Annotated in this window: 16 protein-coding genes; 4 read left to right on the plus strand and 12 right to left on the minus strand. The window is 32.4% G+C overall.

What is annotated here, in order from left to right; translation table 11 throughout:
• Positions 1-76: 76 nt before the first annotated feature.
• From DP68_RS16695 to DP68_RS16705, 3 genes are read right to left on the minus strand one after another with little or no spacing between them, the layout of a single operon-like run.
• On the minus strand, positions 77-1318 hold the full coding sequence (locus DP68_RS16695; RefSeq protein WP_035311545.1) for a 2,4-dienoyl-CoA reductase: 1242 nt from the start codon (positions 1316-1318) through the stop codon (positions 77-79).
• A 25-nt stretch (positions 1319-1343) separates the two neighbouring features.
• A complete protein-coding gene (locus DP68_RS16700) occupies positions 1344-2411 on the minus strand; it encodes an alcohol dehydrogenase catalytic domain-containing protein (protein WP_035311546.1) in 1068 nt (355 codons plus the stop codon).
• Positions 2412-2444: 33 nt separating this feature from the next.
• A complete protein-coding gene (locus DP68_RS16705; RefSeq protein WP_035311547.1) occupies positions 2445-3425 on the minus strand; it encodes a sugar phosphate isomerase/epimerase in 981 nt (326 codons plus the stop codon).
• Between the two features lie 327 nt (positions 3426-3752).
• Between DP68_RS16705 and DP68_RS16710 the strand changes: the two genes are divergently transcribed.
• The 4 genes from DP68_RS16710 to DP68_RS16725 all read left to right on the plus strand — a co-directional run bounded on the left by DP68_RS16710 (position 3753) and on the right by DP68_RS16725 (position 7767).
• The gene (locus DP68_RS16710; RefSeq protein WP_035311548.1) at positions 3753-4688 is read left to right on the plus strand and encodes a 1-phosphofructokinase family hexose kinase; all 936 of its coding nucleotides are present in this window, start codon (positions 3753-3755) and stop codon (positions 4686-4688) included.
• A 33-nt stretch (positions 4689-4721) separates the two neighbouring features.
• Positions 4722-5327, plus strand: coding sequence for a class II aldolase/adducin family protein (locus tag DP68_RS16715; protein WP_035311549.1), 606 nt, complete (start codon positions 4722-4724; stop codon positions 5325-5327).
• A gap of 143 nt (positions 5328-5470) precedes the next feature.
• On the plus strand, positions 5471-6265 hold the full coding sequence (locus DP68_RS16720) for a DeoR/GlpR family DNA-binding transcription regulator (RefSeq protein WP_291549978.1): 795 nt from the start codon (positions 5471-5473) through the stop codon (positions 6263-6265).
• A gap of 29 nt (positions 6266-6294) precedes the next feature.
• Positions 6295-7767, plus strand: coding sequence for a rhamnulokinase family protein (locus DP68_RS16725; protein ID WP_052085871.1), 1473 nt, complete (start codon positions 6295-6297; stop codon positions 7765-7767).
• 70 nt (positions 7768-7837) lie between these two features.
• Here DP68_RS16725 and DP68_RS16730 read toward each other — a convergent pair whose 3' ends face one another.
• From DP68_RS16730 to queE, 9 genes are all read right to left on the minus strand, one after another.
• Positions 7838-8614: a hypothetical protein gene (locus tag DP68_RS16730; RefSeq protein ID WP_035311552.1), complete on the minus strand. Its 777-nt coding sequence runs from the start codon at positions 8612-8614 to the stop codon at positions 7838-7840.
• 184 nt (positions 8615-8798) lie between these two features.
• The gene (locus DP68_RS16735) at positions 8799-11282 is read right to left on the minus strand and encodes an FtsX-like permease family protein (protein ID WP_052085872.1); all 2484 of its coding nucleotides are present in this window, start codon (positions 11280-11282) and stop codon (positions 8799-8801) included.
• A 16-nt stretch (positions 11283-11298) separates the two neighbouring features.
• Complete coding sequence (locus DP68_RS16740; protein WP_035311553.1) at positions 11299-11979, minus strand: ABC transporter ATP-binding protein; 681 nt, start codon at positions 11977-11979, stop codon at positions 11299-11301.
• A 185-nt stretch (positions 11980-12164) separates the two neighbouring features.
• Positions 12165-13406, minus strand: coding sequence for a HAMP domain-containing sensor histidine kinase (locus DP68_RS16745; protein WP_035311554.1), 1242 nt, complete (start codon positions 13404-13406; stop codon positions 12165-12167).
• A 3-nt stretch (positions 13407-13409) separates the two neighbouring features.
• The gene (locus DP68_RS16750; protein WP_035311555.1) at positions 13410-14105 is read right to left on the minus strand and encodes a response regulator transcription factor; all 696 of its coding nucleotides are present in this window, start codon (positions 14103-14105) and stop codon (positions 13410-13412) included.
• Between the two features lie 257 nt (positions 14106-14362).
• Positions 14363-14908, minus strand: coding sequence for a carbonic anhydrase (locus DP68_RS16755; RefSeq protein ID WP_035311556.1), 546 nt, complete (start codon positions 14906-14908; stop codon positions 14363-14365).
• Between the two features lie 207 nt (positions 14909-15115).
• The gene (gene queC / locus DP68_RS16760; RefSeq protein WP_035311558.1) at positions 15116-15772 is read right to left on the minus strand and encodes a 7-cyano-7-deazaguanine synthase QueC; all 657 of its coding nucleotides are present in this window, start codon (positions 15770-15772) and stop codon (positions 15116-15118) included.
• Between the two features lie 22 nt (positions 15773-15794).
• Complete coding sequence (gene folE / locus DP68_RS16765; protein ID WP_035311559.1) at positions 15795-16385, minus strand: GTP cyclohydrolase I FolE; 591 nt, start codon at positions 16383-16385, stop codon at positions 15795-15797.
• 4 nt (positions 16386-16389) lie between these two features.
• Positions 16390-17055 carry a putative 7-carboxy-7-deazaguanine synthase QueE gene (queE, locus tag DP68_RS16770; protein WP_035311560.1) on the minus strand — a complete coding sequence of 222 codons (666 nt, stop codon included), beginning with the start codon at positions 17053-17055 and terminating at the stop codon, positions 16390-16392.

Below are 17055 nucleotides of genomic sequence, written 5' to 3' on the forward strand. Positions count from 1 at the left end.
CCTCTATAGAGAAGGAGAATAACATTATTATTTTCTATAAGTTACTTCTTACTTTTTACAAAATAACTTACTTATCTTATGTGTGAGCTATTCTTAATTTACCTTTTTCTTTACGTGTCCTCACAAGTTCATCAGTATAACGTTTGTCAAATGTAGCGCATCCAACTTTGCTCTGTTGAATTAGCAATTCTAAGCAGTTATCACAAAGTGTACAATATTTAATTTCATTTTCTTTACCTTCGCGAAGTTTCTTAGCTAGGAATGGGTCTGCAAATGATTGACGGCCTAGTCCAACCATATCTACTACACCACGATCGACACACTGTGCACCATAGTGAAGCAAAGAACTTTGTTCTTCATTAACAGCACAAAGACCATTTTTTCCATCACGGAATGGTGAAAAATTCGAACCAATAAGTACAGTTTCAGGCTTTAAGTTCTTTTTTAATTCTTTAGCAAAATATTGATGAAGATATGCATAATAAGGAATATGTTTGTCAACTTGTGTTAAGCTAATTGTAATAGAAGGACTTCCTGCTGATTGGATAAAATACTGAGCTCCACGCTCCTCTAATCCTTTAATTAAGGAAATTGGTTCAGTAAGATCAATAATTGGTGAGTCAGGGCCATCAGTTCCAAACCCCCCTGGGAATCCTTCCCATGCGGATATCTTAGATCCAATTAAGAAGTTTTTATCATTTACTTCTTTTGATATACGCTCATAAAGCTCAAATGCGAATCTGCTGCGGTTTTCCCATGAACCACCGTATTTCCATTTGCGGTCATTATAAGGTCTAAGTATTTGTGAACCTAAATATCCATGGCATAGCTTCATATCAATACCATCAGCACCGGCTGAATGTGCAATTTTAGCTGCCAGAACAAAGTCATCCATAATTTTATCAACTTCATCTTCAGTAAGAACATCTCCACCGTAACCATGAAGCGGCTTAACTGTAACCCTTCTGGAGAATTGTGGATTTGAAAGTTCCCCTGAATGTGTAAGTTGGAAAACAAATAATGTATCAGGGTTTGCTTCCTTAACTTCTTTAACAAACTTAGTTAATGCTTTTTCATTTTGAGGCATAATAGTCAACTGATTATCTCTAGAACGACTTTCTCTTGTAATAGAAATAGCCTCTAGCGAAATTAACCCCGCTTCACCTTTAGCTAAATTTTTATATCTCTCTGTTGTACGTTCTGATGGATTGCCTGATTCATCCTCATCATTACATTCCATTGCTTGAATAAAAAATCTATTTTGTGCTACCCTATTCCCAATTTTTATAGGATTTAATAATGTTTCTTTATAGCTCATTTTTGTCATCCTCTCTAAAATAAATTTATCTATCAAAATATATTCTTTCAGTAATCTCTGGAGAAACAAATATTTTAATCAATTCTCTATTGGTTTTTAATTCGTGAATTGCATCTTCTAAATCTTCTAATGGAACAACTTGAGAAAACATAGGTTTAGGATCAATACGTTTATATCTTAAAAGATTGATAACTTCAGCCCAATCATTTCCAATTCCTGCACAGCTGCCACGAACTTTCTTTTCGCCTAAAACAAATTCATAGGGTTCAAATGAAGCAGTTTTCCCTTGTCCAACTACACCAAACGCTTCAACAACTCCACCTCTGCGTACCATTTTAAACGCTTGTTCATAGGTTTCAGGACGCCCAATTGCCTCAATTACATAATCTGCACCCACTCCACCTGTGATTCGTTTTACTTCTGCTACTACATCATCTACTTCTGTAATATCTATATAATAATCTGCTACGTTCATTTTTCTAGCTAACTGTAAACGATTTTTGCTGTCGCCAGTAATTATAACAGGTGCTGCACCCCTTGCCTTAGCCATTGCTGCATGTAAAATACCTAGACCGCTACCAAGTACAACTACACTAGAAGAAATTTTACAATCCATTACTTTTGAAGCTTCTAATACAGCTGTCATAGGTTCAATAAATGCTGCTGAATAGTCATCTACTTCTTCTGGAATAAGGTAACAATTCTTCCATGGAGCCTTTACATATTCAGCAAAAGCCCCATTGGTGTGTATACCTAGCTGAGTGAAGCTTTCACATAGTAACTCATCGCCTCTTCTACAAAAATAACAAGTTCCGCATGTCATGCATATATCAGCTGAAACTCTATCTCCCACCTTAATTCCTTTTGCATTTTTACCAGCTTTTTCTACAATTCCCCAAAACTCATGCCCAGAAATAAGTGGAAGATGTTCTTTTACGTATTCCCCAGCATAAATTTTTAAATCTGTACCGCAAATGCCACACATTTTAACTTTAATTAGTACTTCATCATCACTTATTTCTGGAACAGGTACTTGTTTAAGTTCCATTTTACCTGGAGCTTGTACTACCTGAGCACGCATCATTTTCGTCATTGCTTTCCCCCCTATATTATTAAATAATTAATATTAGTCTTTATTACTAAATAATTTATCAGTACGTCCTTCATAAGGCGCCTTGATTAATAATGGTTTTAAGAATGCTACTGTCTTTTCCACTCCATCCATACGACTCATTGTAACGTCCTCATGTTCATAACTTAAAACTCCTTGATAACCTGTCATTGAAAGTTCTGTAATTAGTCTCTTCCAATTTACATCACCCCAACCAGGTATACGGAAACGGAATGAACGATCTAGTCTGCTCATATCACCCTGCATTAGAGTTCCTCCAGTTGCAAGATTATGTGCTACCAATTCAGCATCCTTAGCATGGACATGGAAAATACGATCTTTTAATCTATCAACAAATATTTCTGGACTTAAAGAAAGATAAGTTACATTTGCTGGATCAAAGTTATATCCAAGGCAAGGATGATAATTCACTAATTCTAATGCTCTTTCAGCTGTATGAATATCATATATAAAGCTATTTGGATGAGGTTCAATTGCAAATTTCACACCATATTCTTTAAATTTATCTAATATGGGAATAAAGCGTTCTACAAATTGTTCTTCATATTCGCTCCACCCTTGTCCATATGGAAAAAAGAAAAAACGTCCCCAATTTTCTACACCTGGATAACCAACTACAACTGGAACCTCTAAAGCATTGGCTGCCTGAGCTGTACGAATCAAACTTTCTGTACCATGTTTAATCTTTTCCTCAGCGCTTCCCTTATATATAAAGTCTGTTTCAACTCCTGTAGGTCCCATAATTAAGAATGAATCTGCATGATTACTAAGTGCTGATATAGATAATCCATAACTAGCAACCATCTTTCTAATTTGTTCTGCATTGTTCCCTTTTATAACCTCTACCGTTTCCAGTTGCCCATTTCCTTCATAAGCAGGTATCTCAAGTGCCTCATAGCCATAACTAGAGACCATCTTAGCAACATCTTCTAATGGTTTTTCAGTAAAGTTTGCAGTAAAAAATCCAAGTTTCATATATTTTTTCCCCCTTATAATCCACTCTCTATGCTTGTTTATGTGTGTTTGTTCTCACTTCCGTTTAATTGATTTTGTTTTTGCTTATGTGTTTATTATATCAGCGCATTATTAAAAATGCAATACAGTAAAGAATATTTTTCCAGTTTAAATGATGATTTTAATAAGATTAAACACTTTTTGCTAAATATTATATATTTTCAAATAAATCCAAACGTTCAAAAACATATTGCTTTTATGACCGTTTGGTGTTACAATTCAGTCATAAACAAAAATAATTTTTCTATATTGCCCGCTTTAGTATAACTAATGAAAGGAGCGATGTGAGTGGTAAACACAGTAACACTAAACCCTGCAGTAGATAAGGTATTATATCTAGGTAAGTTAGAAAAAAATGTAACTAGTCGTGTTCAAGATACTGCAGAAACCATAGGAGGAAAAGGTACTCATGTATCTATTAACTTGAAGATACTCGGAGAAAATAGCAAAGCATTTGGTATATCTCATGGGAAAATAGGTCAAAAGATTATTGATATGCTGAGGAAATTTGATGTAGATGTCCATTTTACTCATAAAGATAATTTTGATAGCCGTACCAATTATTTGTTAGTGGAAGAAAATGGAGATTGTACGGTAGTGGCTGAAAAAGGAGTGCAGATTTCTGATGCCGATTTTCAGGACATGCTACTGAATATGAAAAATGAAATACAAAATAATGATTATCTTGTATTATCTGGAGATGCATCAAATTATTCTGATTCAACAGTATACAATAAAATATTAACCGAACTTAAGGATAAGAACTTAAAAGTTTTTTTAGACACTAGTGGTGACTCACTAAAAAAATGTATTAAAGAGTCCCCTTTCTTAATCAAGCCAAACTTAGATGAGTTATCTAGTTTATGTGGACGAACCCTTACATGTAATGACGATGATATTTTATCAGCAATTGATTCACTTGAACCATATAATATGGAAATTATTGCTGTGTCTCTTGGTAGTGCAGGTTCAATTATTAAAACACCTGATGGCATTTATAAAGCAACTCCTCCTAAAGTCAATGTAGTAAATACTATTGGCTGCGGAGACTGTTTTTTATCCGGATTAATTTTCGGTATTTCTAAAAATATGACAACAACTTATATGATTCAGCTAGCAACAGCAGCTTCTGCAGCAACTGCTGAATCATCAATGTCAGTAGGCTTTGAATTAAGCCGTGCATTAGAACTCATTCCTTTGGTGACAGTAAGTAAAATTCGTTAAATATAAAATTAAAATGAAAAGAGGTCTTTGATAATGAGTAATTTATCATATATTGAAATTAGGGAAGAAATGGCCATTGTAGCAAAAAACATGTGGGATCGCAGATTGACTAATGCAGCAGGAGGTAATTTTGCTGTTAGAGTTGATGATAATCGAATTCTTATTTCTCCATCTTTAATGTCCGAACGTCATCATTGCTGCTTAAAACCTAGCGATATGTTGCTTATCGATTATGACTTAAATATCTTAGAAGGCAGCGGAAAGCTTTCTCGTGAAGGTCTTATGCATATGCTGATTTTAAAGAATTTTAAAGAAATTGGATGCACAATTCATGCTCACCCATTCTATTGTATGCCATTTGTGGCCCAAGCAAAACCAATCCCTAATGTAACAGAAGCTACTTTAGGAAGAGGGGCTGTAGGATGTATAGAATATACAAAAGCATATACTCCTGAACTTTCACAAAATGTATATAATTACTTCGAAAAGCACAGAGAGCTTGCGGAAAGAAAACCAATTGGTGTTATTCTTCCTCTTCATGGAGTTGTCGTTTCCGGACCAGATATCTATATGGCCTACAGTATGCTTGAGAGAATTGAAACAGATGCATTCTGTACTATTACAAGAAATACTATATAAGACTCCATATATAATTTATTAATACACATACGGTCATAATCAAAAATAAAGTCTTAAAACTTGTTGACCACACAAGGAATTATTGGTAGTATAAAGAAAATAAGCTACTTAAATTTATGCTTAAATTTAATAAAATGTAGAGAGTGATTAAATTGTATAATATTGAGAGAAAATCAGAAATAATGAATATCTTAGAAAAAACAGGCAGCGTGGATGTAAATGCCCTTGCACTTAGATTTGGAATTTCTAAAGAAACTATCCGTCGTGATCTTAAGGAGTTAGAAAATGCAGGTGCCTTAAAACGTACTCATGGTGGTGCTGTACTTATTCAGCAATCTTCAAACACCCCTGTCTCTACCGAATATCCTGTTGCGGTACGCGGTATACAACGCTTCAATGAAAAAAATGAAATTTGCAAGAAAGCAGCTTCTTTTATTAAAGATGGCGATACTATTTTTGTGGATAATAGTTCTACTACCATATATTTAGCTAAATATATTCCATCTGATATCCGTGTAACTATTATTACAAATTCTATTAAATTCTTATTAGAGTATACAAAAAATCCAAATAACAATCATCTTCTAATTTGCTTATCAGGTATTTTTAATGATAGTAATCTTTCTGTTTACGGAAACAGTACTTTGCAAAGCGCTAGTGAATACTATCCTAATAAAGCTTTAATGTCTTGTTCAGGAATAAGCCCACATAATATGCTTGCAGATTCTAGCATTCACGAAGTTGATACAAAGCGTATGATGATTGAACGTTCTCAAGAAGTTTTTGTACTTGCTGATCACACGAAGTTCGAAAAGGCAGGCCAGATTTTTTTATCTAGTTTTGATCCAATTGACTATATTATTACTGATAATCAAACAGATAAAGAATCCTTAGGATATTTAGATAAAACAAATGTTAAGTTGATTTTTGCCGATTAGTTAATTGATTATAGGAGATGAGTTACTTTATGAATGTTTTAGCCTTTGATTTAGGTGGAAGCGGTGGCAAAGTGTTTTTGGGGCAGTTTGACGGACACACTATATATCTTGAAAATGTTCATAGATTTGAAAATAGTCCTATTTCCATTAATGGAGCTCTTTATTGGAATATCATAAGTATTTATCAGCAAATGAATATTGGTATAAAAAAAGCAATTCATATTACAAATGATAATATTGAGTCATTAGGCATTGATACTTTTTCTAATGATTTTGTATTTATTGATAGCAGCGGAGAATTACTTTCTCCGTTACGTTGTTATCGTGACAATCGAACACAAAAGTATCAGCAAGACATTTATAATAAGATTTCTCCAAAAGCTCTTTATCTTCTTACAGGAAACCAAAATGCGTCATTTAATACTTTAATGCAATTGGCTGCAATGCAACAAGCAGGTCAAAGTTTTATTTTGGATAACTCTCACAAAATGCTTTTTACCCCTGATTTGCTTATTAATTTTTTAACTGATAAATTTATATCTGAATATACTATATCTTCTGTTAGCCAAATGTATAGTTTTAAAGACAAAAACTGGTGCAATGAAATTTTGGATACATTTAAAATTTCTAAAGATTTATTTGGAGATTTAGTTGAACCTGGTACAATTGTAGGGACTACAAAAGAGTCATACAATAAGCAACTACAGACCAAAGGATTTCAAGTTACTGCAGTTTGCGAACACGATACCGCCTCTGCATTTCTGGCATCTATCTGCCAAAGCGATTGCGCTATTATTAGTAGTGGAACTTGGGCTTTAGTTGGTACAGAAGTATCTGAACCTATTATTACAGATGAAAGTTTTAAATACAATATTGCTAATGAGGGCGGCTATCCCGGAAGACATCGCCTACTTCGAAACGTAATGGGTTCCTGGTTAATTCAGGAAATTCGTGAATATTATAAAAACCAAAGTCAAGACTATAGTTATGCTCAGCTAGAATCTTTGGCAGTTGAAGCACCGCCTTTTGTATATCTAATAGATGTTGATAATCTAATATTCTTTTCACCTGGAGATATGCCTGAAAAAATCTCCACATATTGCATGAATATTTATGGACATGCTCCTAAAACAATAGGTGAGCTAGTACGTTGTATATATGAGAGTTTGGCTTTTAAATATCGTTGGACCATTGAAAAGCTTGAACAAATTACCTGCAAGCCGTTACCAACTATCAATATTGTTGGTGGTGGTTCAAACTCAGTATTAACGTGTCAGTTTACAGCTAATGCATGTAACAAACCAGTTATCGCTGGGCCTTCAGAAGCCACAGCACTAGGAAATATTCTTGTTCAACTTATTGCTAACAAACAAATCTCTGATATTAACCAAGGAAAAAACATATTACAAAAATCCTTTCCAACTCAGAAATTTTATCCTGAGGACACAAGAGTTTGGGAGGAACAATATTTTAGATTTAAAGGTTTGTTTAATTTAGATTGAGTCCCTTATCCCTCTTATAATAGGAAAAGCATCTGTCATTTTGCAGATGCTTTTTTAAGTTAATAAGCCATTACTTAGTAGTAACAGTTATTTCAGCACGATTTTCATAAGCTTTTTTAATTGCACCTATTATATCACCATGCGCATCTTTAAGACTCATAGTTGCCCCAGATACTACATCGGCAAGATCTTTCTTTTCCTGATCAGTAAGCTTAGCATACTTTTCCTTATCTTTCTCGTTTTTGGAATCAGCCTTTAATGGACGTCCATTAACGTCAGAACAATTTTTTGCATACCACTGTTCAATTTCTGCTACGGTTTTACCTTTAAAAACCTTCTGGTAGAAGTCCGCTTGTTTATACCAATCTCTAGCATAGTCCATACCATATTCATCTCCACGTTCACGTTTAGTTTTCCAACCATTAACCTCAGCTGCAATCGTTTCATCAGTATTCTTAGATACTCCACTTACCTCCATGGTTTTATGATCAGTTACATTATATCCTTGTGTGCCTGGCCATCCAGAAAAATGAGGCATACTTGCGCCATCATAGTTAGGGGTACTTACTTCTAAGGAATCAAAATAAACATCAAGTATTTTCCCATCCTTATCAAACATCGCACTAGCAGTTACATAAGTAAAGGTATACACTTGAGTTCCCTTACTATCCTTTCCAGGTCCTACACGGAAAGTTGGAATTTGTCCTACTCCCCTATAAATTTTCATTTGTGTTGACTGTGTTTGGTTAGCCTGCTGTGCAGTTGGCTGACTTGAACTACATCCTGCTAAAAGTCCAATCGATAGTGTCAAAGCTAAAATCATTGGCATTATCTTTCTTTTCGCCATGTGTTACTCCCCCCAAATTTGTTTATATTATCTCAATATAACTATATTACGGAGTATTGTTAATTATACTGAAACAACTCACATTATTTTCTGATTCTTTTATTATTAACTTCTCCTGCTTCTATGAAAAAAGCATCTACAAATTGCAGATGCTTTTAACTTGCCACTTGTCATGTGGGTGGCACTATTCTTCTCTTACCACATCTATTAAATTTTCCTTTTTCATTCTTCTAAGAGGTGCCTGCACAGAGATATATCCGATTATCATAGCTCCTGCCACTGCAATAATTATAGAATCTACAGGTAGTTTATAACTTTGTTCTCTCACCTCATTCATACTTCTGTACATAGCATAAGATAATGAAATTCCTATTATTGACCCATATAAGCTTCCCACAATTCCATAAAGCATTCCCTCAAGAGTTATCATTTTTTTAAGTCCTTTTTGAGTGAGCCCGATACATTTTAGTGCCGCAAATTCTCTTCTTCTTAGTATTAAGTTTGTGGTTAATGTATTTATAATATTAACACTGCCTATTAATGATACCACCACAACAAATCCAAATAATAAGATTTTAATCATCAATATAGAAGCCTTTGTTTTTCTATTTTGATCTATAATATTTATAAGCTTTAAGTTTCCTTCTCCACTTATTATAGATTCAATATCTTTTTTAGCTGTATCTTCTGCCTTTGCATCCTTTAATTTTATGTTTAATGCTGAAGGTTTTATATTCTTGCCTATTAATTCTTCGGCAACCTTTTCCGTAGTTATTATTTTAATATCTGTTTCAGATCCCAGAAAATCAAAAGGATTGCTTTCAAGCACAGCCAGGACTTTAACTTTATTTACATCTCCTTCTCCAAACCCTAAGATACCCTCCTCTTCATTAAATCTACTTCCATCTCTTTGAAGAAGAATTTTGTCTCCTACCTTTAAATCTGTTACAGGTCCGTAGTAACTATTCTTGGTTTTTCCATTATATACTCTATTTTTCCCTATTATAATTACCCCATTTTCATTATTAAGGTTATCAACATTTATATTTCCTTCCTTTAAATACTTCTTTGCAACTTCTAAAGAAGCTTCATCATAAACAACTAAAGAAGCATCAGCTAAAGTCTTAACTTCTCCCTTATATTTTATATCCTCATATATTCCTCCTATAGCTTTTATAGGTGCCAATTCCTTAGTTTTATCTATAACTGCCTTAAAATACTGTGTCCCATATTCCTTGTACAAAGTTCCCATTTCAGGTAGCTTTTTTACATCACTTAAAACTTTATCTTCTATACCCTTAGTATTATCATCTCCAGAAGTTCTTACTGAAAAATGTATATTATTTGACTCATTCATTTCACTGTAAACATTTAGGGACATATCCATAAAAGCTTTAAATGTTATAAATAAAGTTACACTAATTATTATTGAAAATATAGTTGTTCTATACCTTTTTCTGTTTCTTTTTATATTTTTTGAAGCCAAAGCTCCTTCAAATCCAAAAATTTTTCCTACAACCAAGCTTTTTCTTTTCTTTATCTTTTCTTTTGTTATTGAATTTCTACTGCTTATTGCAACTAACGGTGAAATTCTCCCTGCAAATACCGCTGGAAGCATTGCTGATGTATAAATTGAAAGTAATCCAACAATGGCACTGATAATTAAAACCTCTATAGTGATGGTTGGTTTAATGAAAACCAATTCACCTTTACCTATAATTTTAAATGCTAAGTCTATTCCATATAATGCAATTATTCCTCCAACTAGTCCTATAGGAATTCCTATGGCTGCAAGAAATGTAGCTTCTCTTAATATAATTTTTCTTATTTGTTTTGGAGTGCTTCCTACAGCTCTTAGAAGTCCAAATTGCTTAACTCTTTCTACTACACTTATCTGGAAAGCATTATATATAACAGCAATGGTAGCAATTATTACAATTCCAATTACCACAATTAAAACATTTAATAATTCCTTAGGAAATCCTTCACCTTGCATTGCTAATAAATCAGAATTTTTCACAACTGATTTTTCATCTGATAACTTTTTAAGCTCATCAAGGTTTGTTCCAAGATTTTTATTAACATGCAGTTCTGCTAGTAAAATTCTCTCATTTTGATTTAAATCAGAACTATTTGTAATTATCTCTCCTATGCCTAGACTTTGGCTCCTAAAAGTATCACTTAATATTCCAACCAAAGTATACTCTTTATCTGATATCTTTATAGTGTCTCCTAGCTTTGAATCTTTACTTATTTTGCCAAGAAACCACTTTTCTAAAACTACTTCTGTATCCCTTTCTGGAAATCTTCCTTCTTTAAGAGTGTAAGGTAGTAGTTTTACACCCTCATCTGTTACAAATATTTCTTGTCCCTTAAGATTATTGCCTATATTTATTTCTTTTCCCTTTGCATAAGTACCACTTCTTAAAACATTTGGGTTACTCTTTATTTTAGTAATAAGATTTTCATCAACTTTAGAATACATAATATGCCATGACCCATAGGTATTTTTCATATCTTGTATTTGTGCTTCTTGCATACTCTTTAGAAAAAATCCTATGGATGATACTAAAGCAACTGATAATATAATTCCTATTAAAGTAAGTATTGTTCTTTTTTTATTTCCTCTTAGATATTTCCCTGTTATCTCCTTATAACTCTTTATCATATTTTTCACCTCTAATCTATTTCAAATATTTATCTGAAACTATTCTTCCATCCATAATCGTTATTACTCTATCTGCACTAGAAGCTATGTTAACATCATGAGTAATCAAAATCAAAGTTTGGTTATATTTTTTTGCAGAAAACTTTAAAAGCTCAATAACTTCCTTGGAATTACTGCTGTCAAGATTTCCAGTAGGCTCATCTGCAAGTATTATGGATGGTTTATTCAGAAGCGCCCTTCCTATAGATACTCTCTGCTGTTGACCTCCCGAAAGTTCTGAGGGCAAGTGGTTTTTCCTATCTTCCAAGCCCAAAAGTTTTATTATTTCAGCTAAATATTTCTTATCTACTTTATCATTATCAAGTAAAGCTGGTAATGCAATATTTTCTTCTACATCAAGTATTGGTAACAGATTAAAAAATTGAAAAATGAAACCTATTTTTCTTCTTCTAAATATAGCAAGCTTTTCTTCCTTATATTTATAAATATCCTCTCCATCAATAATAACCTTTCCTTCAGTAGGTCTATCCAATCCTCCTAAAAGATGAAGTAAAGTACTTTTTCCAGAACCCGAAGCCCCTACTATGGCTACAAATTCACCTTTATTTATACTTAAATCCACACCTTTTAATGCTTCTACTTTATTTCCTTCTTTTCCATAAATCTTATTTAAGCCTTGAACCTTTAATATCTCCATATTTTTACCTCCTAATATTATCTTCCATATAAAACAGCTTCTATTAATTAAAATTAGAAATGGCTTTTAGTATTAGATTATAGCTCACTTCTACCAATGACATTATTATAGTCTTATTTAAATAAAGTCTCCATGACATACTGCTTACAAAGAAAAAAGTTATCTTACAGTTTAGTAAGATAACCTTAATATTTTAAAAATGTAATTATAAAACTTGTTCCATCTTGTTCTTTGCTTATAACCTCAATATACCCCCCATGCCTTTCAACTACTGATTTTGCTAATGATAAACCTATTCCTATAGAGTCACTTTTTTTGGATTTTTTACTCTTATAGAACCGCTTAAACACATGAGGTAAATCCTCTTCTGAAATAGGTTCTCCAGTGTTTTTTATGATTATTCTTGTGTATATTGGATTGTCTTCTATGTTTATGTTTACTTTTCCACCTTGGCAGGCATGCTCTATTCCATTTTTAACTACATTACTTAGTGCTTCTTGCATCCATAGCCTATCATGCTTTAAGATTACAGTATCCTTTGGTATAAATTCTACCTTAACCTTAGCTTCCATAGCTTTGCTTTCCAGTATTTCCACAGTTTCTTCTATGGTTTCATTTAAGCTCTGCTCCTCCATTTCAAGTTCTATGGCATTAGCATCTATTTTAGCAAGCTTTAGTAAATTTAAAATAAGCCAGCTCATACGATTAAGCTGATTTTCATTATTCTTCAAGAAAGTATTTTGCTGCTCTTTTGTTAAATCCTTATTTAAAAGAATATCATTATATAAAATCATTGTAGAGAGAGGAGTTTTTAACTGATGAGAAATATCTGAAAGTAATTCTACTAAAAACCTTTTTTCCTTGTTAAGAGTGAATAAGTTGCCTCTAATAACCTCTCCCATGGAATTAAAGGATTTTGTGAGCTTTGATAAATCCCCTTCCTTTTCTTCACTAAGTTTTAAATTATAGTCTCCCTCCACGATTTTTTTTGCTGCTGAGCTAAAGTTTCTCATATTTTCATAAAAATATCCATGCTGAAAATAATTAAGAATAAAAAGTAGCATTGTAAGAATAATTCCTGCACTAAATATACTTAGTTCCATACTTTTAAAATTGCCTTTTATATAAGGAAATAAACTTATATCTAACTTTTCACTTAACCCATATTGCCTTAAAATTTCTCTCCCTTTTCTCTCTTGTTCCTTACTTACTTCCCTTGTTAAAAGTGGTACTATTTCTTTTTCAAACTTAGGATCAGATTCAACTATCTTAGCTGTAACACTCCCTAAAGCCTTTATATAATCGCTTTTTAACTTTTCATTATGAGCCTTTATCATAAAATAATTGCAAGTTAAGAATACAGCCATTATTAAAAGAAATATAATAGAACTCCTTTTTATTTCCGGGTTATTAAAATATCTTTTCATATATTACTCCTTAATTACTTCCTTATTCCACTTATACCCTTGCCCTCTTGCAGTTACTATGTACTTTGGCTCCTTAGGATTTTCTTCTATCTTCTCTCTAATTCTCTTTATGTACACAGAAAGGGTATTTTCATCAAAGAAAACTTCTGCCCCATCCATTAACTCTTTTAATATTTCTTCTCTTTTCATTAAGACATTTGCATTTGACATGAATATTAAAAGTAATCTATATTCCTGAGCTGTAAGAGTTAATTCATTCCCATTCTTTTTAGTAAGAGCTGTGGATATATCTATAACAATATCTTCACTTATCAATTTGTTTCCAGATGCCGCTATCTTAGAATTTCTTCTTAAAATTGCTTTTATCCTCAGCAGCAGTTCCTTTACTCTAAAAGGCTTAGTTATATAGTCATCTCCACCCATTTGAAAGCCAAGCACCACATTTACCTCTTCATCTAAGGCAGTTAAGAATATTACAGGTGTATCACTTTTAGTTCTGATGTACTTACAAAGTTCATATCCATTACCATCTGGCAAATTTACATCTAATATTATTAAATCAAAATCTTCTTTTTCAAAGAGTGCTTTTCCATTTTCTAAAGTGGAAGCACTAAAAACCTCATAGCCTTCATCTGTAAGGGTAAATTCTATACCCATTGATAATGCCTCATCATCTTCAACTAATAGTAATTTATTCATATATTCCTCCATCATTTTGAAACTACAATCCATATCTTTATTTCAATTAGATTATACATCTATATTATAATTATTAACACACTTATCATGCATATAACAACTTGCCATGTGGGTGGCACTTGGCAAGTCGAGTATCAGACTTTCACTGACAAGATTACGCCCATGCCGGGCGCACACGAAAAAAGCACCTGCAATTTGCAAATGCCTTTAGCTTAAATTTATATTATATCACTTATTTTCTCAATAACACTGTAAGTTTATTTACTTTCCTCAATTAAATACAAGAGATTATCATCTACATTATAAAATAACGGTATAACTGATATCTTTGGATATTTTTCATTTAACCTTTTTGTTTCACTTAACAAAAAATCTATTTCATTTTCAATTTCAAACATTGGAGCAAAACTTGTAAAATGTTCTTCTGCATGTTTTTCATCCCATCCAGCATTCTCAATTAATCCTTTTATAAAATTATCCTTTTTGGACATTAAATTTACCATTCCACAATTATTATGTCCTATTAAAGCTATTGTTTTAATACCTCCAATAGCAACAGCATAGGATACCTTAAATTCGCTATATCTCAAATTGCCCCCACCTGTTCGTAAAATATAAGCAAAGTTATTAGGAATCCTAAGTTGTTTACGATTATCCATACACATTCCTACTAAAAGTTCAGCTTTAGCATATTTTTCAAAATCGTACCCTAAATTATGATATTGTAACAACTTTTCAATTGGAGTATTTATATATTGTGGTAATATATCCTTTTTATCTAATACCTTTATTAATCTATTCATAAATAGCCCTCCTTATTTTATGTAAATAAAAGTAGTCACGAACCGTATTTATTACTCCCTACAAGTATATAGTTTACTATTATAGTATATTTGATAGCTTAAGCCAAGTTTTTTCATTAAATATTTGAAAACGCCGTCCAATAAATTAAGGACAATCAACAACTATTTAAGAAAATCACAATTAGTTGTTAACCATCCCCATTTTCATTATAAATATTCTTTTTTGAACTCTACATAACCATTTTTTCTTAATTTACAGGCTGGGCATTCTCCACAGCCATTTCCTTTTATTCCATTGTAACAAGTCAAGGTTTCTTCTTTTACAATATTAAGAACTCCTAAATCACTGGCCATTTTCCAAGTTTCTGCTTTATTTATCCACATTAAAGGAGTGATGATTTCAAATTCATAATCCATAGCTAAGTTTAATGTAACATTTAAGGATTTTATAAATACATTCCTACAGTCTGGATAACCACTAAAATCACTTTGAGACACACCTGTTATAATAGTGTTTATTCCCCTTTGTTTTGCAAATACTGCAACAAAGGTTAAAAACAACATGTTTCTCCCATCTACAAATGAATTAGGCACTCCCTCTGATGGTGCATTTTTATCAACAATTATATCTTGTCTAGTCAATGAGTTCGGTGCTAATTGATTTAATAAATTTAAATCTAAAATATGATGTTCTACATTATATTTTTTGCATATGTCCTTTGCACATTCCAATTCTACTTTGTGCTTTTGATTATAATCAAAGGATACTGCTATAACCTCTTCAAACTTTTCTTTTGCCCAAAATAAGCAAGTTGTACTATCTTGTCCACCACTAAATACTACTATGGCTTTTTTCTTATTCATTTACTACACCGCCTTTAAGTTTTTATTTAGTATAAAGCATCATCAATTTATTATTTAAAATTGTATCTGTGTTAAATCTACCTCTTAAAGTAGTTGATATTGTTTTGGTTCCTGGCTTTTTTATTCCTCTAGTACTCATACATCCATGTTCACCTTCTATAATAACTGCTACATCTTCTGAACCAGTTATCTTTTTCATTATTTCTGCTATATCGCTTCCAATTCTCTCTTGAAGCTGAAGTCTGCGGCCTACCATATCCGCTATTCTTGCTATTTTACTTAATCCAATAACTTTTCCATTAGGCACATATGCTACTGCCACCTTCATGTTATACATCAATGCTAAATGATGCTCACAATGGCTAAATATTTCTATATCTTTCATAAAAACTATATCACTAGAATTTTCATTTATAGATAAATCATCCTCGAAAGTGGTATTAAACATTTCTGCAATTTCATCGTTAGTAAAGCACATTCCCTTAAATACTTCTTCATACATTTTAGCTACACGTTTAGGCGTGTCCTTCAGCCCTTCTCTATTAGGATCATCACCTAAAGCTACCAAGATTCCCCTTATATGCTCTTCAATTGCTTTTATATCAATAGCCATGATATTATACCCCCTTTTTACTTGGTTCCCATATAATTTTGTGAAGCTGTACCTGTAAGTTAACTCCATTCATTTTATTATCTTTCATAAATTCTACTATATCTTCCATTTGAATTTCTTCAAATACAGGACTAATATATACACTAACTTTATCCACGAGATTATACTTATCTATTATATATTTAGCTTTCTCTAAATCTTTGGTGCTGCCAGATACAAATTTAACTGTATCTTTCTTACTTAAATAATTAAAATTTTCTACTGCCATTTTTTCTTCCATATTACTTGATGGAAGCTTATAGTCCATGGTAAAGCTTGGTAGATTTTCTATGTTTGCAAACTTATTTAAAAGTACACTTCCGTTAGTTTCTATTTCGATGTTAAGTTCTTTATCTCTAGATAGCACTTCTAAAAGTTCTATTATTCCTTCTTGAAGAAGAGGCTCTCCCCCTGTTAAGGTTGCATTTTTAACACCTGTGGATTTAATATACTCATATATATCATAAGCAGACATTAGCTCATAAGGTACATCTTTTTCATTAGCCCAGGTAGTATCACAATAGCTGCAGTTTAAATTACATCCTGCAAATCTTATAAATACTGCTAATTGTCCACAAAGTCGTCCTTCTCCATTAATACTAATAAATTTTTCAACCACCTTAAAATCCAC

The organism is Clostridium sp. HMP27, assembly GCF_000765165.1.
Classification (GTDB): Bacteria; Bacillota; Clostridia; order Clostridiales; family Clostridiaceae; genus Clostridium_AK.